Source organism: Kribbella sindirgiensis, assembly GCF_004331435.1.
In the GTDB taxonomy this organism is placed as follows: Bacteria; Actinomycetota; Actinomycetes; order Propionibacteriales; family Kribbellaceae; genus Kribbella; species Kribbella sindirgiensis.
The window spans coordinates 61,324-82,312 of record NZ_SJKA01000002.1 but is presented as its reverse complement, the minus strand read 5'-3'; the positions used below and the strand labels follow the sequence as shown (position 1 = coordinate 82,312).

Sequence of the window (20,989 nt, the reverse complement as noted above, 5' to 3'; positions counted from 1 at the left end):
ACCTGGGCGGGCTGTCAGACCCGGTCGAGGGGGTTGGTGCACCCAAATCTCATGTGTTCGGGGGAGGGGCGAACCGTTCCAGCACCAGTCGGGTGAGCTGCACCCGCGAATTCACCCCGAGCTTGCCGAACACGGCCCGCAGATGGGTTCCGACCGTGCTGGCCGACACCACCAGCTCCTCCGCCGCCGACCGGTTCGTGTGCCCCTCGGCGACGAGCAGCGCGACCCGCCGCTCCATCGGCGTCAGCGCCTCCCAGCCTTCCTGAGCCCGCGGCGGTACGGCGGCCCAGCGACGTCGACGTACCCCGGCCGCCTGCAGCACCGCCTGAATCCGCCCGGCCGGAGCCGTCGCGCCCATAGCCGTCAGACTGTCGAGTGCTCGCTCCAGAGCCAGTACGCCGGTCTTGCGATCACCTGCCTCGAGAGCGGCCCGGCCGTAGCGCTCCTCGGCCTGAGCGAGCAGCAACGGCCGCTGCGTCGTACGAACGATCTCCATCGCTGCAGCCAACTGGTCGATGTCGTCGCCCGCTGCCACCACCGCGAGCGCTCCGCGGCTTGCTGCCGACTGCGACAGCTCGTCCACCGCATTGGCTTGCAGCAGTACGCCGCTACGCTCCGGGAAGTCCTGTGGTGCCGCGGCCAGCCGGCTGACTGCCTTGGTATCGCCGTCCGCTATCGCCAGCAGCGCAGTGATCGTCGGATCGCTGCCGGCCAGCTTGCGCGCCTGGGTCAGGTGCCCGCGCAGCAGGGCGACGAGCGCCAGTACCTGGTCCGCTGCTGGGGCGAGTGACTGGTCGTGCAACTGGTCCATCCAGCGCAGACCGGCGTGTGCTGCATCCTCTGCCTCCTGCAGATTGCCGGACGCGTACGCGAGCCGCGCATGCAGCACAGCGAGCTGTGGAGCGGACCAGGAGGACCCTGCCGTCATCAACTCCCTCACACGCTCCAACGCGGCGGACAGGTCGTCTGACTCGGCGCGGCAGTACAGCTCGCCTACTTCGACCAGCGTGGGCGGCAAGCTCCCCAGACCAGGTTCCGTCTGGCGCGCTGCGGCGTACAGCTCGCGGGCGTCGGCGTACCTCCCCTCAGCCTGTGCCTGCTCAGCCGCTGCTACTTGGTGCAGCGACTGCGCGATTGGGTCAGCTGCTGCTCCCGGTGTGCCCAGAGCCAGTGCGCGGTGGGCGGCGAGCCGTTCGGACAGGTGGGGCGCAGCGCCCGGGACAGTGAGCTCTTGTACGTCGAGCCGCCGGTGCGGAGCCAGGTGCAGCCGGATCGTCGCCTGAAGATCCGGCGCGATCGGTCCGTGGTAGAGAGCCGTACCGCTGAGCAGGTCGTCGGCGAAGGCCTTGGCGCGGTCGTACTGCCACGCGGCCAGCAGAACGCTCACAACCTCCACACCGACCTCAGCGCGGAGCGGATCGTCCACACGGGTCAAGTCGAACGCTTCCTGGATCAGCTCGGCGGCCGTGGTCGACATGGTCGCCAGCAGGTCCCGCGCAGCCTCTCGCAGGGTCGCGACCGCAGTCGTGTCGCCGGCCTGCGCGACCGCTAGGACATGCGGCGCAGCAGCGGCCGCACCACGCCCTGCGGACATCAGTTGGCTCGCGATCGCGCCGTGCAGCGCCCGCTGGGCCGACGGCGGTACGTCGGCCAGTGCGGCGGACCGGAGGAGCTCATGACGGAAACGCAGTACCGAGCCGGCGTCCGCGAGCAGACCGGCCTGGATCGCCTCCTCCAGCGGTGCGGCGAGTCGCGCAATCGGTGTGGCCATCAGGACGGCGACGTCTTCGAGGCGGAACTCGCTGCCGAAGACAGCGGCCGTACGGACCAGGTCCCGGCTGGCCTCGGACAGCTCGCCGGTACGACGGCGCACGCCCTCGACCAGACCCGCGGACAGGTCGCTGTCGCTGAGGTACAGGCCTGCGATGAGCTGCTCCGCCAGGAACGGGATGCCCTGGACACTAGCGAGCTGCACCGCGAGCGACGGGTCGACCGGGTGGTTCAGACGGTCCGCCGCGAGGTCCTGGATCGCTTCCGCGGTGAGGGGCTCGAGCGAGATACGGCGTACCGGAACGTCGACGGCCTCGATGAGCCGGTCGGTCGTCCCACCGGGGCTCGGACGGGTGCCGAGCAGCCAGAGTAGGTGCGCCGCGGGGAGACGCGCGATCACCACCTGCAGGACGAACGCGGTGAGCGGGTCGGACCACTGCGCGTCGTCCAGCACGATCAGCGCGCGGACACCGGCCAGCCGGCGGCCGATGAGGTCGGCCAGACGTTCCGCAAGCCAGAGCGGTTGGGCGTTGAGGGTAGCCAGCTCCAGGAACTGGTCTGTGTCGATCAGCGGCGCCGCACCGGCCCGGAGCGCAGGTGCGAGTGACGCGAGCGGACTGATGTTGTCGTTCTGGTGAGCGGTCGCACTCGCCACCAGGAACCCCTGCCGCTCGGCCTGCTCCACAGCGGCCGCGAGCAGTGCCGACTTGCCGATCCCGGGCTCACCGCTCACCACAGCCAGCGAGGCCTGCCCGTTGCTTGCCGACCGCAGTGCATCCAGGAGCTTGCCGAGCTCCTCAGACCGTCCCCGCAGCGGCACCATGGTGGATTTGTATCAACCGCAGCGACGTACAGCCAGCAGGGCATACACACGCGCGGCGTGCAGTACGTCGGCCAGTACGACGTGCTCGTCCGCAGCATGGGCGTAGCGGACGTCCCCCGGCCCGTACTGCAGCGTGGGGATGCCCGCGGCGGCGTACTGCCGCAGATCGGACCCGTACGGCGCACCTCGCACCGCGGCCACCGCACCGCCCGCGTCGGACACCGCCTGGAGGGTGTCGGTGAGCAGCGGGTCGCCCTCGGGCAGCAGTCCGGAGGCGAACTCGCCACCCGGCCAGCTGACCGCGACCGGGTGCTCACTCAGCCACTCGTCCTTCGCACAGGCCGCCGCGACTGCATCCTCGAAAGCAGTCCGGGCGTCCGCGACGGTTTCACCGAGGCGTACGCCGTACCGGCCTTCGGCGATCAGCCGGTCGGGCACGGTGCTCGCCCAGTCGCCGCCCGCGATGGTGCCGACCGACAGCGGGTTGGCGAGGTCGAGGTGGGCGAGCAGCGGATGCGGGTCGCGGTTGCGCTCGCGTTCGAGCTCCTGCAGCGCGGTCTGGATGACGGTGAACTTCTCGATCGCACTCACCCCGCGGCTGCGGGTCGAACCGTGGGTGGCCAGGCCCGGCACCTCCAGGCGGAAGGTGAGCGAGCCGGCGTTCGCGGGGATGACCGTTCCCGCGGTCGGCTCCGCGATCAGGCACGCCTCGCCGCGATGACCGCGGCGCAGCGTCGCGAACGCGCCGGCGCCGCCGTCCTCCTCACCGATCACCGTGTGCACCGCGAGCGGCTTGCGCAACCGAATGCCCGCGGCAACGATCGCCGCCACCGCACCGAGGACGGCCGCGACACCGCCCTTCATGTCGCACGTCCCGCGGCCCCACATCACGCCGTCCTCGATCCGGGCGTCGAACGTGCCGCCGGGCACCACGTCGACATGCCCGTTGAGGATCAGCCCCGGCGTCGCATCGCCGCCCAGTACGCCGACGCAGCCCCACGCCTCGTCGCGCTCGACCTCCATCCCGGGAAAGCCCGGATCGTCGGCCGCGAGCTCGAGGCGCCAGTGATCCACGGCCAGCCCCAGCGCCTTCAGCCGGTCCGCACACCACGCCTGTACGTCGACCTCGGCCGCGGTCCCGTCCACACTCGGAATCCGCACCAGCTCCCGCAACTCCGCGACGATCCGCTCGTCGTCGATCGCGTCCAGTACTGCCCGCTCGATCTCACCGGTCACCGTTCAGAAATACCACCGTTCCTGCTCTCACGCTGCGGAGGTGCTGTCCGGCCCGCCAACAGAGGTAGTTCGGCGGGACTGCGAGCGGCGTTCCGACCGCGAGGATGGAAAAACCCATCCTGTGGGTCGGTGCAATCGGCTGGTGCTGATTGATGCCTGGAGCAGGCCGATGACCCTGGTCCGCAGTCCCCGACCGGCACGTTCGGTCCGCAGAACACCCCAAACCGGTTTGGGGAGGTCCGTGGACGGAACCGGGGAGCTCTATAGCCCATTTCGGGAGGGTGAACCTCCCCAAAGCGCCGTCGCGGCGCGGCGCGGCGCGGCGCGGCGCTTCTTTGTGCACGGCTCGACCACGGAATCGGCCGGGATTTGGTTGGTGGGTGCACAAAGATGCCGTCGGCGCTGCTGGGGAATGTGCTGCGGGCCCGCCGTGATGACGTCTTGGGGCCTGGACTTATGTCGCGAACTTCGGCGCGGGACACTAGTCGCCCAGCAGTTCGAGGACCCGGCGGCCGCCGTGGTTCACCAGGTCTTTCGCGAAGGAGCGGTCGTGGACGAACTCCGCGACGCTCGCGAACGCGGCCGCCGCGCAGACGGCGACCGCCGCACGGCCGCCGGCCCGGAGTGCTGCCTCCAGGAACAGTTCGTCGACGCCGTCGTCCGCACCGTCGCGCGCGGCCGACGCGGTCAGCGCGACCAGGTCGTAGGCGCGCGATCCACTGCCGGCGGCCTCGATGTCCACGATCCCCGTGATCCGCCCGTCGGCCGCGAGCAGGTTGCCCGTGTTCAGATCACCGTGCACGAAATCGTGCTGAGGCAGGTCCTCAGCTCGATACGGTGCGCACAGTTCGCCGTACTGGCGCAGGATCTCCGTGGCCTCGTCGCCGTACGCCTGCACCCGTTCCCACACGCCGTCCCAGCCGTCGAAGACGACGCCGTGCGACCACCCCGACCAGGTCACGTCGTGGTCCTCCGGGATCAGGTCCCGCTGGAGCTCGCAGATCTCGATCAGTTGCCGCGCCAACGCCTGGTCGAGCGTGGGCGGGCTGCCGGCGACCAGCTCCTGCAGCTGGTACGGCGACCCGGCCGCCGTCGTGCCGACGGTCAGCCAGGCCGGTGTCGGATAGCCGACGGCACGTGCCCGGCGGACAAGATCAGCCGCCCGCCGGACCCGCGGCGCCCACGCGGGGTTGTCGGTCCACTTCAGCACGACGTCGCCGGTCAGCACGTACGCGGTCGATTGCAAACCACCGGTCAGCTGCCGCACGAGCCGATAATCGGTGCCGAGGGCAACGTTCAGCTCGGCGACAACTGACTCGGTGGTGTCCATCAGCGCGACATCACGGCGTCAGCCGATGCAGGTCGCGCGGGAACAGCGTGACCTCGCGGACGTTCTCCGCCCCGGTCAGTCGCGCCACGAACCGCTCCAGCCCGATCGCGAACCCGCCGTGCGGCGGCATCCCGTGCTTGAACGCCTGCAGGTACGAGCTGTACGCCGGAGCGTCCGCCGACTCGCCGCGCGCCGCGAGGGCCGCGACGTAGTCGGAGTACCGGTGCAGACGCTGGCCGCCGGTCACCAGCTCGACACCGCGGAACAGCAGGTCGAACGAGTTCGACCACCGCGGGTCCGACGGCTGCGGATGCGTGTAGAACGGCCGCTTCACCATCGGGTAGCCCTCGACCGCGACGAAGTCGCTGCCGTGCTCACGCAGCGCCCACTCGCCGATCGCGCGCTCGTCCGCCGGCGCGAGGTCCGGTTCGTCGGGGTCCGCGCCGGCGATCTTCAGCGCCTCGCTGAAGTGCAGCACCGGTACGTCGACCGGAATCTCCGGCAACTCGACGCCCAGCCGCTCCAACGCACCACCGGCCCGCTCACCGACCGCTTGAAGCATCCCGGCAACGGCCGAGCGCAGCATCACCAGCACGTCGCGATGGTCGGTGATGAAGCCGAACTCCGCGTCCAAAGACACGTACTCCGCCAGGTGCCGCACCGTGTCATGCGGCTCGGCCCGGAACACCGGACCGACCTCGAAGACCCGCTCGAACACGCCGACCATCTGCTGCTTGTAGAACTGCGGCGACTGCGCGAGGTACGCCGGTCCGCCGAAGTAGTCCAGCGCGAACACGTTCGCGCCGGACTCGGTCGCCGTACCGACGATCTTCGGCGTCTGGATCTCCGTGAAGTCCTGACTGCTCAACGCCTCGCGGAACCCGTGCAGAGCGGCCGCGGCGATCTCCCACCCGGCCCGGACGACCGGATGCCGCAGAGCGACCGGTGCGTTGTCCAGGACGACGGGAAGCCCCGCGCCGACCGTCGGACGCCACAGCTCGATCGGCGGTGTCGCGGCCGGTTCGGTCAGCGGCTCGATCACCGGGTCGACGATCTCCGCGCCGCCGGGAGCCTGCGGGTTCGCGGCGACCGTACCGGTCACCTGAACGACAGTCTCTTCGCTCAGCTCGTCCAGCTGTTCCTGAGAACCCTTGACGACGATCTGGCTGAGGCCGGACCGGTCGCGCAGGATCAGGAAACTGACGGCGGCGAGCCGTCGTCTTCGGTGCACCCAGCCGGCCACCGTGACGGTCTGGCCTACTGCTGAGGGGATCTCATGGCTGAGAATTCGCATCGCTGTTTCACCTCCAGGTCTGTACTCGAACCCCGGAGGTGTGGGCGAAGGGGAATCTCGCGGTGCCACCACACCTTCACCGAGCCCTGTCGCTGACGACGGCCCGGCCTCTTGCACAACAGTCGCTCAGGAGTGTCTTCACGACCGCTCCACGCATCGCCTTCCCAGCTACCGGCGACTCTCTCTGACGTGGTGTACGGCGCTACTCGGTTCCCTCAACGCGAACATCACCAGGATAAGCGACCCCGGCAACTCCATTTACCGCCGGGAGGTCGACGGTGGGATCTGGGCGGTGTCGGTGTCTTCGCGGCCGCCTACCCGGGCGTGGACGGTGATGGCGTTGCTGGAGCCGGTGCCGGGCAGCCAGGCGTTCCACTCGGAGTTCAGCGGCTTCTTGTAGTTCTTCGTCGTGCAGGTCGCGCGGCGGATGTCGCTGGCCCGTTCGCAGGTCCAGCCGAGGTCGAACGACGGCAGGAAGGTCAGGTTGCGTCCCCACGAGATGTCGAGGGTCACCGTCCGGCCCTGGGTGCCGTTGACCTTCAGGAACCGGTTGTAGACGAACGGGTTCGGGTCGGTGTGCGGCGTCGGCGTGAGGATCTGCAGCAGCGACTCGTCCTGCTGAAGCGCAGGCAGTACGTCGGAGTCGGTGTCGCTGACCAGGTCCGCCGTCGCCGTCACGGTGAACGTCCGCGCCGCATCCGACGACTTGTCCGGTACGTCGAAGTCCGCCGCCAGCGGAGCGGGCTTCGCCGGCGTGGTCGCCGTACACGTCTTGGCCGAGCGGTTGCACTTCCAGCCGGGCGGGTTCGCCGCGATCGGCCACGCGAGCGCCTCGCCGTACGTGAGCTTCAGCGTGACGCTCTTGCGGTTGGTGCGCGGGGCAACGGTCAGGATCCGGTGGTGGACGTCCGGGTCGGCCTTGCCGTCGAGGATCTTCAGCAGGTTCTCGTCGGTGGTCGGCTTCGCGTCCACGGTCGCCGAGTCGTCGTCGTACAGCCGGCCGGTCTTCGCCGAGACGGTGAAGGTGCGGTCCGCGGTGGAGCCGCCGGTCGGGGAGTCGAACGTGATCGCCAGCGGCTTCGGGTTCGCCGGGTCGCTCGCCCTGCACGAGCCGGAGGACTGGGTGCAGGTCCAGCCCGCCGGGCTGGTCTTCAGCGGCCACTCGAGTTCCGCGCCGTACTTGAGCCCGATCACCACCGGATTCGTGTTCCCGGCCGGCGTCTTGATCGTGATCACGAACCGGACGCCGGCGGTACCGGCCTCGGCCTGCGCCGATCGGGGCTGGGGCGCCGGGGTCTCGTCGAGCACCGGGCTGCCGCCGCCCCGCGGGATGCTGATCGTCACCAGGCCCTCGTCGAGCACCGGAGTGGTCGGGGTCGGCTTCGGCGGCGTCGGTGTGTTCGGCGGCGTCGGGACCGTCGGGGTGGCGGTGGGCTGCGTCGGCGCGGTCGTCGGCGCCGTCGTAGGAGCCGTCGTCGGTGCGCTGGTCGGTGCGCTCGTCGGCGGCTGTGTCGGGTTGGACGCCGGCGGCTTGGCCGACGGCGGTTTCACCGGCGGCTTGACCGGCGGCACCGTCGGCTTCTGTGCGGGCGGCTGGGTCGCCTGGGTCGGCTGCGTCGACGGCTGGTTGATCGCGGCCGGGGGAGTGTCGTTGCCAGTCAGCGCCATCGCGGCGAGGACGGCGGCGATCGCGACGACCACGACCGCGCCACCGCCGGCGGCAGCGCGCGTGCTGTTCTCGGTGACCTTCTTCCAGCCGGTGACGAAGAAGCCGACCAGACCGACCTTGGCGCCCGACGCGGCGGCCAGGTAGCCGATCCCCGCCGTGCCCAGCAGGGCCGGGGCGAGCAGCGCCGGCAGTGCGCTGTTGACCTCGACGAGCTCGAGGTACACCGCGGTGCACTTCGCGCAGTCGTCCATGTGCTCGCGGACGTTCCGGTTCTCCCGCTTGGTCAGGCCGCCGCGGACGTACGCGCCGAGGCGCTCGGTGGTCCAGCGGCAGCGGTCCCCGGCGACATCGGCCAGGTGCTGCTGCAGGTACGCCTGGCGCAGGCCCTCGCGGGCCCGGTAGGCGAGCGCGGACACGCCGTTCGCGGTCAGGCCGAGCAGGGGAGCGATCGCGGCCGGCTTCTCACCCTCGACCTCGGTGTGCCAGAGCACCGCCTGCCAGCGCTCCGGCAAGCTGGCGAACGCCTTCGCGGCCGCGCCGCTCTCGAACCCGGTGACCGTCGGGTCGTCGAAGGTCTCCGGCTCCCGCTCGTACGACGCGATGTCGTCGGTGGTCTGCACCTTCTTCCCGGAGCGGATCCGGTCGACGTGCACCCGCCGCACAGTCGTCAGCAGATAGGCGCGGAAAGAGACGTCCGGGCCGCCGCCGGCCCGGAGCGCGTCCAGGACCTTGGCGAACGCGTCACTGGCCAGGTCGTCGGCGTCGTTGGCCGGGACCAATTGGCGGGCCATCCGCTCGGCGGCGTGGTGGTGGCGCGCGTAGAGCTCGCCGTACGCCTCCAGGTCGCCGTTGCGAACGCGCGCGATCAGCTCGGCGTCGCTCAGCGGATCGGGCTGACCGTCCGGCGTCTCCATCCATCTCCCCCGTGGGCTCTGACAACTCTGTGTGCAGCTTTGTGACGGACCGTCACGTACTGCCGGGAACAAGGTTCCCAGATAGGACGGCCGAGTGCACCTTTCCTGACGCGGAACTGTGCCCCTTTCCTGACGAGAACGCCAGCCCCGAAGTTACGCCGGAAAAAAGTTCTGCGAATCCGCGTCATGAACTCCTCCGGGCGCTGTCTCTTCGGCGTACGACGCTTCCGGCCGACCGGTCGGGAGACTGACGGGGCTGTTTTTCGAGGAGGGCCATGTCGCTGTTCGCGGATCTCCGCAGACGGTTCGACCTGCGTCCGGCCAAGTCCCTGAACCTGGCGGGGTCGCCCGCCCGGACCCGGCCGGAAGCGTCGTCAATCGATCAACCGCGCGGCCGGAGGGAGCCGCACGGCACAGCTGGTACCGACCACAGCGCCTATCTCGCGATCGCCGAGGCGCTCCACGACGGTGCCGATGTCGTGCCTGCGTCGGACGAGACCGGACGCCGCCTCGCGGCCGACGGAATCTCGCTGGTGGAGGCACTTGATGGGCTGAGTGCGCTGTACCGCTCGATCGCCGGGGGCGAGCCGGCTTTCGCCGCGGTACGCGCACTCAGTTCCAGCTGGGCCGAGGCGTCCTTGGTCTACCTGCACTCGCTGTCCTGCGAGGACCCGCTGACCGGGCTGTCCAGCCTGGCGCACCTGCGGTCCCGGCTGGGCGAGCTCTACCGAGAGGCGGAACTCCGTGGAACTTCCGTACCGCAGACCCACGCACTGGTGGTTGTCGAACCGCTCCATCCGCCGGGTACGTCGCCGTTCGACCGCGAGCTCACGCTCGTCGACGTCGCGGAGTGCCTGCGGATCGTCTTCTGCGGCGGTGACGTACTGGGCCGCGTCGGCTCACGCCGCGCGGCGGCGCTCGTCGGCCGCGAGCCGAACCTGCCGGAGCAGGTCGCGACGGTACGAGCCCTGATCACCCAGTGGCGGCTGGACACCGACGTACCCCAGCTGGCCCGGATCTGGATCGAGGGGCTGCCGGGGAGTGACGAGATGGCCGGGAGGTTGCTCGACGAGCTGGCCAGAACCTGAGACTTGCGTCCGGACGCCTACAGGGGGGCGGCCGGGCGCATCAGTCCGGCGGCGGATCGCCTAACACGGGGTGGGCGATCCGCCGCCGCTTGCCTACTTTGCTGTCAGCAACCGTTCGACGAGTTCGCCGTACGTGATCCCCGCGCCCTTCGCGGCGACCGGGACGAGACTGCCCGGGGTGAGTCCCGGCAGCGCGTTGACCTCCAGGCAGTACGGCGTACCCGCGGTGTCGCAGCGGAAGTCGACCCGGGAGTACGTTGTACCGAACCCGAGGGCCTGATGCGCTCCGATCGCGAGCTCCTGCAGCCGCTCGGCGAAAGGTCCGGGGATGTCGGCGGGGGAGATCTCCCGCACCGCACCCGGCTGGTACTTCGCCTCGTAGTCGAACACGGGCGTGGTCAGCTCGATCTCGACCACCGGCAGCGCCGTCGTACCGATCACCGCGACGGTGAACTCCCGGCCGCCCAGGAACGGCTCGACGAGCAGCTCGCCCTCGGTCGGCAACGCGTCCAGTGAGTCGACCTTGCGGACGGCAACGCTCGACCCGTCGGCCACCGGCTTCACCACCACCGGTCCGCTCGCCAGCAGCTGCTTCACCCCGATCGGGGGCTCGCGTTGCTCAGCCGGGTTGTAGAGCACCCGCGCCGGCACGGGGATCCCGGCGGATTCGAGCACCGCCTGGCAACGGCCCTTGTGCCAGGCAACGGCACAGACGTCATGACCCGCACCGGTGAACGGGATGCCTGCCAGCTCCAGCAACGCCTGGACATGCCCGTCCTCTCCCCAGCCGCCGTGCAACGCGATGAAGACCCGATCGGCCTGCCGCAACTGCTCCAGCCCGCCGGTGAGAGCGACGTACATCCGTTGCCGCAGCAGAGCACGCTCCGTCGGCGCCGGAGGCTCCTTCGGCACGAGTACGACGGAATCGCCGGCCGGCACGGGATCGGCCAGGATCGGGTCCTCCGCGGCCGGATCGATCAGCACCACGTCATGACCGCGACCGGCGAGTGCCTGGGCCACCGCCCAGCCGGACGAACGCGAGACATCGCGCTCGGAACTCTCGCCGCCGCACAGCACCGCGACTCGCACCTCGTCTCCCTCCTACTGCTGGTAGCTGTCCAGGAACCGGCCGATCCGGCGGATCGCCACTTCCAGGTCGCCCGCCTCCGGCAGCGTGACGATGCGCACGTGGTCCGGCCGGGGCCAGTTGAAGCCGGTGCCCTGGACGATGTGGATCTTCTCCCGGAGCAACAGATCGAGGACGAACTTCTCGTCGTCGCGGATCGGGTGCACCGCCGGGTCGATCCGCGGGAACGCGTACAGCCCGCCCTTCGGTTTGACGCAGGAGACGCCGGGAAGTTCGTTCAGCGTCTGCCAGGCCGTGGTCCGCTGCGCCTCCAGCCGTCCGCCGGGGCGGATCAGCTCGTCGAGGGTGTGATCGGTCAGCGCGGCCTCGATGACGTGCTGGGCGAGCGCGTTCGGGCACAGCCGCATCCCGGCCAGCATCGTCAGGCCCTCGAGGTAGTTGCGGGCCTTGGCGCGCGGACCCGAGACGACCAGCCAGCCGGCCCGGAAGCCCGCGATCCGGTGACTCTTCGACAGCCCGCCGAAGGTCAGGCACAAGACATCCGGCGCCAGTGCGCCGAAGTGGTGATGGGTGGCGCCGTCGTACACGATCCGGTCGTAGATCTCGTCGCTGAACACCATCAGGGAATGCCTGCGGGCCAGCTCGGCGATCCCTGCGAGGATCTCCGGTGAGTACACCGCCCCGGTCGGGTTGTTCGGGTTGATCACCACGATCGCCTTGGTCCGGTCGGTGATCTTCGCCTCGAGATCGGCGAGATCGGGCTGCCACTCGGCGGACTCGTCGCACAGGTAGTGGACCGGCGTACCGCCGGCGAAGCGGGTGACGGCCGTCCACAGCGGGTAGTCCGGGCTCGGGATCAGCACTTCGTCGCCGGTGTCGACGAGCGCCTGGATCGCCATCCCGGCCAGCTCGGAGACGCCGTTCCCGAGGTAGATCGCCTGCTCGTCGACGTCGATGTAGCCGCGGTCGGAGTAGTACGTCGCGAGCGCGTGCCGGGCGGAGAGGATGCCGCGGGCATCGGTGTACCCGTGGGCCTCCGGGAGCCTGGCGACCAGGCCGGCGAGCACGGCGTCGGGCGCGGCGAAGCCGAACGGCGCCGGGTTCCCGATGTTCAGCCGCAGGATGCTGTGGCCGGCCGCTTCCAGGGCGTTCGCCTGCTCGATCACCGGCCCGCGGATCTCGTAGCACACCCCGGTCAGCTTGCTGGACTGCCTGAACTCCATCGCCACCCCTTCGTCGTCTGCCGACGGCATGCTACTTGGTTCTTCCAAGTACGTGCTTGGCAGGTCCAAGCTAGGCTGTCCCGCATGCCCCGCCGAAGCTATGCCCAGTACGACGCCGTCGCCCGGTCCCTGGATGTGGTCGGCGAGCGGTGGAGCGTGCTGATCGTCCGCGAGCTCGCGTTCGGTCCGCGGCGGTACACCGACCTGCACGCCGACCTGCCCGGTATCAGCACCGACGTCCTCGCGGCGCGCCTCAAGGAGTTGGAGGCCGACGGTGTCGTGGAGCGCCGTACCTTCGCACCCTCGGCTCCCGTCCGGGTCTACGACCTCACCGACCGCGGCCGCGAGCTGATCCCGGTGGTGATCACGCTGGCCGCCTGGGGGAGTCCGCTACTGGCGGAGCCGCAGGACACGGACGCCGTACGCCACCACTGGTACCTGCTGCCGCTGGCGACGGTACTGCGGGACGCCGGCGTCGAGGGCGTGGTCGAACTCACGGTCGAAGGGAGCACTTGCCGGTTCGACCTGAAGTCGATGCGCGTCGTACACGACGTCGCTCCGGACACGGCCGTGACCATCGCGCAGAAGGTCGCCGACGAACTCCTCGCCGGCCGCTTGACCTGGACGGAAGCCCAAGCCCGATTAGGCTGACGCTATGTGCGGTAGGTATGCGTCCAGCCGGGAGCCGTCGGATCTCGTCGCGGAGTTCGAGATCGAAGCGGGCAATGTGCGCGAGTCGGTCGAGGAGCTCGGCGAGAACTACAACGTCGCGCCGACCAATCAGGTGGTTGCGGTGGTCGAGCGGAAGAACCGCGAGCAGCCCGACGAGACGATCCGCAAGCTGACCACGGTGAAGTGGGGCCTGGTGCCGTCCTGGGCCAAGGACACCTCGATCGGCTCGCGGCTGATCAACGCCCGGATGGAGACCGTCGCGGAGAAGCCGGCCTTCAAGAAGGCGTTCGCCACCCGCCGCTGCATCCTGCCCGCCGACGGGTACTACGAGTGGTACACCGCCGAGGAGAAGGTGAACGGCAAACCGGTCAAGCAGCCGTACTTCATCCACCCGCCGGACGGCAGCATCCTGTCGATGGCCGGGCTGTACGAGATCTGGCGGGACAAGTCGGTCGAGGACCCGGAGTCCGACGAGGCCTGGCTCTGGACCTGCACCGTGCTGACCACGTCGGCCACCGACGACCTCGGCCGCATCCACGACCGGATGCCGCTCCTCGTCGAGCGCGAACGGTACGACGCCTGGCTCGACCCGCTGTCCTCGGACACCGACGACCTGCTCGAGCTCCTGGTCCCCGCCGCCCCCGGCCGCCTCGAGGCGTACGCCGTGTCGAAGGCGGTCAGCTCCGTCAAGAACAACGGCCCGCACCTCCTCGATCCGCTCCCGCCCGACGGCGACGACCCGCAGGACAGCCCGACCACCCTTTTCTAGGCCTGTCCCGGCCGGCCGGTGCCCTCCTCCCGCATTTGCTGGGTGGGCGTCCGAGATGCAGGGTTTACGACCCAGATCCGGCTGGTGAACCCGGCACCTCAGACGCCAACCACCCGGTGGTCCCGGTCAGTGCGCCGTGTTGGGCGAGTCGGAGGCTCGGCGGCCGACGCACCGTGTGCATGGTGCAGTTCCCGGAGGGCCGGGGATGACAGGATGGGGCGGGTGACCGACGAACGGATTGTGGGGACGCCGCACGGAGAGGCCCGGATCCTGGCGCATCGCGCCCGCCGGCCGGTGGCGACACTGGCCCTGGGTCACGGCGCCGGGGCGGGGATCGAGTCGGGTGACCTGGCCGCCTTGGCCGCCCGGCTGCCGAAGCAGGACATCAACGTGTTCCTGATCGAGCAGCCCTGGCGGCGCGCCGGCCGCAAGCTGGCGCCCGCGCCGAAGATCCTGGACGAGGCGTGGATCGCGATCATCGGCCAGCTCCGGGTCCGTACGCCGCTGGTGATCGGCGGCCGGAGCGCGGGCGCCCGGGTGGCCTGCCGCACCGCGAGCAGCCTGGGTGCTTCCGGCGTACTGGCGATGGCGTTTCCGCTGCACGCACCGGGGAAGCCGGAGAAGTCGCGCGTCGGCGAACTCCAGTCGACCGGGCTGCCGACGCTGGTCGTCCAGGGGGAACGGGACCCCTTCGGTACGCCGGAGGAGTTCCCGCCGCTCACCGAGATGGCCGTGGTCCCGGACGCCGACCATTCCTTCAAGGTGCCGAAGCGGGCCGAGCTGGACCAGCAGGAGACGTACGACCTGCTGGTCGAAGCCGTGTTCGAATGGGTGATCCGCGAGGTGTCCGGATAGCGGCGCGCCGGGCGGGAATGCCCCCGCGGACGGGGGTGTTGTGACGAACATGATGGCGACGAGAGTGGCTCCGGAGCGAACTGCTGGGAAGACCCCGGTATTCTCGATCACGATGCCGACTCCCACCACGACCGAGACACCCGAGCAGCGCACCGCGCGGTTCGAGCGCGAAGCGCTGCCCTTCCTGGACCAGATGTACGCCGCGGCGATGCGGATGACCCGTAATCCGTCGGACGCCGAGGACCTGGTGCAGGACACCTTCGCGAAGGCGTACAGCTCGTTCCACCAGTTCACGCCGGGCACCAACCTGAAGGCGTGGCTGTACCGGATCCTGACGAACACGTTCATCAACGGATACCGGAAGCGGCAGCGGCAGCCGACGCAGTCGCCGACCGAGGAGATCGAGGACTGGCAGCTCACCGCCGCCGAGTCGCACACTCCCGGTGGGCTGAAGTCGGCCGAGGCGGTCGCCCTCGAGCACCTGCCCGACTCCGACATCAAGTCGGCGCTGCAGGCCATCCCGGAGGACTTCCGGCTGGCCGTGTACCTCGCTGACGTCGAGGGCTTTGCCTACAAGGAAATCGCCGAGATCATGGGCACACCGGTCGGCACCGTGATGTCGCGGCTGCACCGCGGCCGGCGCCAGTTGCGGGAGCTGCTCGGCGACTACGCCCGGGACCGCGGCCTGATCCCGGCGGACGACAGCACGGACGCGGCCGCGTCGGGCACCGACGAAGCTGCGGAGAAGGAGGAGTCGTGAGCTGCGGCGAGCACCACGACGTCGACTGCGGAGAGATCCTGCAGCGGGTCTACGTCTTCATCGACAACGAACTCGAGGACGCCAGTTCCGACGAGATCCGCCAGCACCTCGAAGAGTGCGCCCCCTGCCTCGACGAGTACGACCTGGAACGCTGCGTCAAGAAACTGGTCCACCGCTCCTGCGGCTCCGACCACGCCCCCGACGCCCTCCGCCAAAAAATCCTCCTCCGCCTAACCCAAATCCAAATCGAAACCACCACCACCACAACGACGGACTGACGTCGTCAGAGGTAGTGGACTGTCAGCGTGAAGGTATAAGGCTTGCCCTGCCGCAGTTGATCCTGGAGGTCGCGGGCATCTGCCTCGTGAATTGCCGATAGACCATGCAGTTTGGCAATGGCGTCGCCGAGGTTGCCGAGTGCCTCGGAACTGTCACCGCGCGCAGCATTGATTCTGGCGAGATCTAGGTGCAAACGGCCTTCCCGAATGGCGTCCCGGGCGCGCGCGGCGAAATGCAGCGCGGTGCCCGTACTATCCCGGGCGGCCTCGTAGTCGCCTTGCGCTGCGAGTGCGAGCGCCATCAGATGGTGGGCTTCAGCCTGCGCGACCTCGTCGCGGATCTGCTCGGCGACGCCGAGGCTTGTCGCTGCTTGGAGCGCTGCGTCGTGGTATCGGCCGACCCGAAGATGCGAGAGGGCTGAGTTCAGGTAGCGCTTGAACGTCGAACGCGTGTCATCGGATCGGACGGCCAGCGCGATGGCGTCGGCGAAAGCTCGGTCGGCACGTTCGAAGTCACCCCGACGGTTGTAGAGACCGCCGACGGCGGTCAGAGAGACGCCCTCCAGGGTGTCGTCCTGGATCGATCGGCTCAGGGACAGCGCCTCCTCGCCGTACTCCAAGGCCTCGTCGATCCGGTCGAGTACGCCAAGCAGATAGGCGAGTGACGAGCAGCAGCGTGCTTGGCCGGAAAGGTCGCCGATCTCGCGGAACATCGTCAAGGCGGTGGCGATCCAGTCGGCTGCCGTTGCGATGTCGCCGTTTTCTGCTTCCGGAATTGCCGCGTCGTGCTGAAGCCAGGCCGCGACCGCTCGGCGCTGGTGGGCGAGGGCACCGGCGACCGCACCCTTGCCGATCTCGCGCATGTCGAGCCAGCGTCGCCGGGACTCGTAGTACCCGAACATGGCCAGCGCCAGCTCCGGAAGGTCCGCTGAATCCGCCAGGGAGCTGTGCTTGATCTGGCGGAACCGGTCGATCAGATTTCGCTGCTCGTCGTCCAGCCAGCGCTGGGCCGCTTCTCGACCGCGGAAGGGCGTGACGCCGTCGTCCCGGATCGTGGCCAGCGGCAACCGTGGGCTGGTCGGGTGGGTGAGGGCATGGCAGGCCCAGCCGGCCGCGACATAGAAACGGAGGACCCGCGCCAGGCCTTCGTCGCGCTCGGTCGGCGTCAGGGTCTGCTCGGCGAGTTCGCGAGCGTACGCACGGATCAGGTCGTGGAAGCGGTAACGCTCGGGTGCCACGGATTCGAGCAGGCTGAGATCGACGAGGCGTTCGAGGATCGGGCCGGTACGGCGCACCGGCAGGTCGAGCAGCCTGGCGGCGACCGCGGTCAGCAGATCGGAACCGTCCGGAACGCTCAAGAGGGGAAGGCTTCGCGCGGCCTGGCGGTCCAGTTCGCGGTCACTGGATTCAAGGAAACGCACTGAGCTGGCAATGCTGGCGCGGACGCTGGTCTCGTCGGACCCAAGACTGTCGAGGCGGCTTTCTTCGTCCTGGAGCATGGAGACGAGATGCTGGATAGGCCAGGTAGGGCGAGTCGCCAGGCGACCGCCGAGCAGACGGACCGCCAAGGGTAGCCGCCCGGAGTAGGTCGCGAGCGCCAGCGCCGCGTCGGGCTCGGCTTGTACGCGCGAACGCCCGATCACTCCACTGAGGAGGTCTATCGATTCGGAGTCCGACAAGGCGTCGAGATGGATCTGGCGTGCGCCTGCCAGGTTCACCAGCGAGCCACGGCTGGTGATGATCGCGGCCGATCCCGCGCTGCCGGGCAAGAGCGGAAGTACGTGAGAGGCGTCGGCCGCGTTGTCGAGCAGCAGGAGTACCCGGCGCCCGGCCAATTGGGATCGCAACAATGCTGCGGTTCCATCGACATCCTCGGGAAGCAGCCGGAGGTCGAGCCCGAGAGAGCGCAACAGATGACGCTGTGCGTCCGCCACGGACATGGGCTCGCCTGGTCCGTAGCCGCGGAGGTTCAAGTAGAGATGACCGTCCGGGTAGCTATCGGTCAGCTTGTGCGCCGCTTGCACCGCGAGGGTCGTCTTGCCGATGCCGCCCATACCAGTGACGGCAACGACGCCGACCGCCCCGAGCCCCGTCGGATTGCGCAGTCCCGACAGGATCGCGTCGATCTGTGCGGCCCGGCCGGTGAAGTCGGGTGCGGCCGGAGGTAGTTGCCAAGGCGTCGGGGCCGGCCCGCTGGCGGCTGACGGACGGGTCGCTGGTGAGGATCGGCGTGCGGCGACGGCTTTGCCGCGCGCAACGGAGAGGAACTGGTCGGCCTCGGTCGGTGTCAGGGCGAGCGCAGTGGTGAGGGAGCGGACGGTGTCGATGCGTGGGCGGCTGCGGGTGCCGCGTTCGAGGACGCTGATGGCCTGTTCGCTGAGGCCGGCTTTCTCGGCGAGCGCGGCCTGGGTGAGTCCGGCCCGGATGCGGAAGGTACGGAGGAGCTCGCTCAGCGTTGGCATCGCCGACTCGCTCAACTCGTTCACCCTCCTCGGATCCAGGCCCGGTATCGGTCAGTACCGGAAACTTCCGCAGCCAACTCTAGGGGGATCCGCCGACGACCGTCGGCCGTTGTCCACAGCACCCGTCGGGGTGGCCCGCCAACTACCAAACATCCGTTTGAAAGATACTGGCAGCTCACCGCCGCGGAGTCGCACACTCCCGGTGGGCTGGAGTCGGCCGAGGCGGTCGCCCTGGAGTGGGCGGGTCGCCACGACGTCGGTCTACGCCTCGTCGAATCGGTAGATGTACGAATGCGGCTGTCGCTGATGGGCTACTTCAAGTAATTCCCTGGCCGTGCTCTCCAAATGCGGCGAGAGACCGTGCAGGATCTCAATCGCGGACTCGAGGTGTGAGACGGCGGCCGTAAAGTCACCCGCTGCAAGGCTGATTTTGCCGAGTTCGAGCGTGAAGTACCCCAGACGTACCAGATTCCCCAGTGGCCGGATCAGGTCGATGGCTTCCTCGACTGTTTGCCGAGCCTTCAGATACTCGCCTCGGCGGGCGAAGACCGCGGCCAGGTGCTGCAGTGCCTGCGACTCCAGCTCCTTGTTCCCGGCCTCGCGGGCAACCTCCAGGCCGCGGAGGATCGGCTCGAGGGCGTCGTCTGTCCGACCTACCAGCACGTGTGAGAAGCCCGTGCTGAGGTACTGCTTCGCGACCAGCCGCCGGTCTCCGGAGGCCTTCGCCAGTGCGATGCCGCGCCCGTACGCGTCGTCGGCCAGCGCGAAGTCACCGTTGCGGTCATAAAGACCACCGAGCGCGAGATAGGCCACGCCTTCGACCCTGGTGTCTCCGAGTTGCAGGCTGAGCTCCAGACCTTCGGTTGCCAGCTCGATCGCCTCGTCCACCCGGCCGAGTCGGCCCAGGACGTGCGCTGCGGACGTACAGCATCGAGCCTGGCCCTGGCGGTCAGGGATCGCCCGGAACATCTCCAGGGCACGCAGCAGACGGTCCGCGGCAATTTCGAGGCTGCCGCTCTCGACCTCCGGTATGGCGTGGTCGTGCTGCAGCCAGGCCGCGACCGAGTGCATCCCAGACGTCTCTGCCACCTGCAGCGCGGCACCGCACATCTTGGCCATCTCCGCCCACCGCGATCGCAACTCGTGATAGCCGAACAGGGCCAGCGTGAGCTCGGGAACGAGTGGCGCGATGGCCGGTCCGGTCGTCATCGCCTGGTGGTAGCGATCCATCAGATTGTGGTGTTCGGCATCGAGCCAACGGGTGGCCTGCTCGGCGTTCGTTGCTGCAGGCAGCGGCGTGAACGGCATCGTCGCGAAGGCGATCCGCGGGCTGCTCGCGTAACTCTTGCTCTGCAATGCCCAGGCGAAAGCTGTGTAGAAGCGCAGGACGCGCTGGAGTACGGCGTCGCGTTGGCCGGGATCGAGTACGTCGACGGCGCGTTCGCGGCCGAACGCTCGAATGAGATCGTGGAAGCGGTACCGCTCGGGAGCCGCCGCTTCCAGCAGATTCAGGTCGGTAAGACGCTCCAGGATCGCCTCGGTCCGACCGGCTGGCAGCTCGAGAATGGCTGCGGCCACGCCAATGACCAGGTCGGTCCCGTCCGGAATACTGAGCAGGGGAAGGGATCTGGCGGCCTCGCGATCGAGCGCCCGCTCACTGTTCTCGAGAAACGCGACCGAGCTGGCGATGCTGGCGCGGACGCCGGTTTCGTCGGAGCCGAGGGTGTCCAGGCGGCGCCCTTCGTCTTCCAGGAGGGTCACGAGGTGCTGGATCGGCCAGGTCGGTCGGGCTGCCAAGCGGCCCCCGATGACACGGACCGCCAGCGGCAGGCGGCCCGACATGGTGGCGAGGGTCTTGGCGGCCCCGGGCTCTGCCGCGACCCGACTCTCGCCGACGACTCCGGTCAGGAGTTCGATGGTCTCGGACTGCGACAACGCGTCGAGGTGAATCTGGCGTGCACCGGGCAAGCTCGTCAACGATCCGCGGCTGGTAATGAGCACAGCGGACCCCGCGCTGCCGGGCAGGAGTGGAAGGACGTGGGCAGCGTCCGCGGCGTTGTCCAGGAGCATGAGGGTGCGGCGGCCGGCGAGTTGGGAGCGGAGCAGGCCGGCGGCTTCCTCGACGTCTTCGGGGATGCGCTGGACGTCGACGCCGACCGATCGCAGGAGCTGTGCCTGGGCGTCCGCCACGGAGACCGGATCGCCTGGTCCGTAGCCGCGGAGATTCAGGTACAGATGGCCGTCCGGGTAGCTGTCGGTCAACTGGTGCGCGGCTTTTACGGCCAGCGTGGTCTTGCCGATACCGCCCATACCGGTGACCGCGACCAGGCTGACCGGCTTGGTGCCGCTGGGATTACGCAGGACCGACAGGACGGCCTCGAGTTGTGCGGTCCGGCCGGTGAAGTCCTGCGCGGCCGGAGGTAGTTGCCACGGCACCGGAGTTGGGCCGGTGATCAGCGGACGTCCGGCCAGCCTGGTGGTGCCAGCCTGCTTGTTCTTGCCGCGGGCAATGGAGAGGAACCGGTCGGCTTCGGCCGGAGTGAGGGCGAGAGCCGCAATGAGTGAGCGGACGGTGTCGATTCGGGGGCGGCTGCGGGTGCCGCGTTCGAGGACGCTGATCGCCTGCTCGCTGAGACCGGCCTTCTCGGCGAGCGCGGCCTGCGTGAAGCCGGCTCGGATGCGGAAGGTACGGAGGAGCTCGCTCAGCGTTGGCGTCGCTGACTCGCTCATCTCGCTACCCTCCTCGGATCCAGGCCCGA

15 protein-coding genes are annotated in these 20,989 nt (G+C 69.2%); 6 read left to right on the top strand and 9 right to left on the bottom strand.

Going from position 1 to position 20,989, the window contains the following annotated elements:
• Positions 1 to 49: 49 nt before the first annotated feature.
• From E0H50_RS04875 to E0H50_RS04855, 5 genes are all read right to left on the bottom strand, one after another.
• Complete coding sequence (locus tag E0H50_RS04875; protein WP_131285235.1) at positions 50 to 2,593, bottom strand: ATP-binding protein; 2,544 nt, start codon at positions 2,591 to 2,593, stop codon at positions 50 to 52.
• A gap of 12 nt (positions 2,594 to 2,605) precedes the next feature.
• Positions 2,606 to 3,829 (bottom strand): ArgE/DapE family deacylase, encoded by a 1,224-nt coding sequence (locus tag E0H50_RS04870; protein ID WP_131285233.1) that lies wholly within the window; start codon positions 3,827 to 3,829, stop codon positions 2,606 to 2,608.
• 481 nt (positions 3,830 to 4,310) lie between these two features.
• On the bottom strand, positions 4,311 to 5,159 hold the full coding sequence (locus tag E0H50_RS04865; protein ID WP_131285231.1) for a phosphotransferase family protein: 849 nt from the start codon (positions 5,157 to 5,159) through the stop codon (positions 4,311 to 4,313).
• A 10-nt stretch (positions 5,160 to 5,169) separates the two neighbouring features.
• On the bottom strand, positions 5,170 to 6,453 hold the full coding sequence (aspS, locus tag E0H50_RS04860; RefSeq protein WP_131285229.1) for an aspartate--tRNA(Asn) ligase: 1,284 nt from the start codon (positions 6,451 to 6,453) through the stop codon (positions 5,170 to 5,172).
• Between the two features lie 258 nt (positions 6,454 to 6,711).
• Positions 6,712 to 9,036, bottom strand: a complete 2,325-nt coding sequence (locus tag E0H50_RS04855; protein ID WP_131285227.1) for a sigma-70 family RNA polymerase sigma factor — start codon at positions 9,034 to 9,036, stop codon at positions 6,712 to 6,714.
• A 275-nt stretch (positions 9,037 to 9,311) separates the two neighbouring features.
• Here E0H50_RS04855 and E0H50_RS04850 point away from each other — a divergent pair, with 275 nt between their 5' ends.
• Positions 9,312 to 10,124 carry a hypothetical protein gene (locus E0H50_RS04850; RefSeq protein ID WP_131285225.1) on the top strand — a complete coding sequence of 271 codons (813 nt, stop codon included), beginning with the start codon at positions 9,312 to 9,314 and terminating at the stop codon, positions 10,122 to 10,124.
• A 93-nt stretch (positions 10,125 to 10,217) separates the two neighbouring features.
• On the opposite strand, the gene E0H50_RS04845 is transcribed toward E0H50_RS04850, so the two are convergent.
• On the bottom strand, positions 10,218 to 11,213 hold the full coding sequence (locus E0H50_RS04845) for a D-alanine--D-alanine ligase family protein (RefSeq protein WP_131285223.1): 996 nt from the start codon (positions 11,211 to 11,213) through the stop codon (positions 10,218 to 10,220).
• A 12-nt stretch (positions 11,214 to 11,225) separates the two neighbouring features.
• The gene (locus E0H50_RS04840; RefSeq protein WP_131285221.1) at positions 11,226 to 12,434 is read right to left on the bottom strand and encodes a pyridoxal phosphate-dependent aminotransferase; all 1,209 of its coding nucleotides are present in this window, start codon (positions 12,432 to 12,434) and stop codon (positions 11,226 to 11,228) included.
• Positions 12,435 to 12,518: 84 nt separating this feature from the next.
• Here E0H50_RS04840 and E0H50_RS04835 point away from each other — a divergent pair, with 84 nt between their 5' ends.
• From E0H50_RS04835 to rsrA, 5 genes are all read left to right on the top strand, one after another.
• Entirely contained in the window at positions 12,519 to 13,085 is a 567-nt protein-coding gene (locus E0H50_RS04835; RefSeq protein ID WP_131285219.1) for a winged helix-turn-helix transcriptional regulator, read from the top strand.
• A 4-nt stretch (positions 13,086 to 13,089) separates the two neighbouring features.
• Positions 13,090 to 13,875, top strand: coding sequence for an SOS response-associated peptidase (locus E0H50_RS04830; RefSeq protein WP_131285217.1), 786 nt, complete (start codon positions 13,090 to 13,092; stop codon positions 13,873 to 13,875).
• 213 nt (positions 13,876 to 14,088) lie between these two features.
• Positions 14,089 to 14,730, top strand: a complete 642-nt coding sequence (locus tag E0H50_RS04825) for an alpha/beta hydrolase family protein (protein ID WP_131285215.1) — start codon at positions 14,089 to 14,091, stop codon at positions 14,728 to 14,730.
• Between the two features lie 112 nt (positions 14,731 to 14,842).
• Positions 14,843 to 15,490 (top strand): sigma-70 family RNA polymerase sigma factor, encoded by a 648-nt coding sequence (locus E0H50_RS04820; RefSeq protein ID WP_131285213.1) that lies wholly within the window; start codon positions 14,843 to 14,845, stop codon positions 15,488 to 15,490.
• Entirely contained in the window at positions 15,487 to 15,768 is a 282-nt protein-coding gene (rsrA, locus tag E0H50_RS04815; RefSeq protein ID WP_131285211.1) for a mycothiol system anti-sigma-R factor, read from the top strand. Before E0H50_RS04820 ends, rsrA begins: the two co-directional genes overlap by 4 nt.
• A gap of 5 nt (positions 15,769 to 15,773) precedes the next feature.
• Here rsrA and E0H50_RS04810 read toward each other — a convergent pair whose 3' ends face one another.
• Together E0H50_RS04810 and E0H50_RS04800 are read right to left on the bottom strand one after the other, a co-directional pair.
• A complete protein-coding gene (locus E0H50_RS04810; RefSeq protein WP_131285209.1) occupies positions 15,774 to 18,245 on the bottom strand; it encodes an XRE family transcriptional regulator in 2,472 nt (823 codons plus the stop codon).
• A 246-nt stretch (positions 18,246 to 18,491) separates the two neighbouring features.
• On the bottom strand, positions 18,492 to 20,960 hold the full coding sequence (locus E0H50_RS04800; protein ID WP_131285207.1) for an ATP-binding protein: 2,469 nt from the start codon (positions 20,958 to 20,960) through the stop codon (positions 18,492 to 18,494).
• Positions 20,961 to 20,989: the final 29 nt, after the last annotated feature.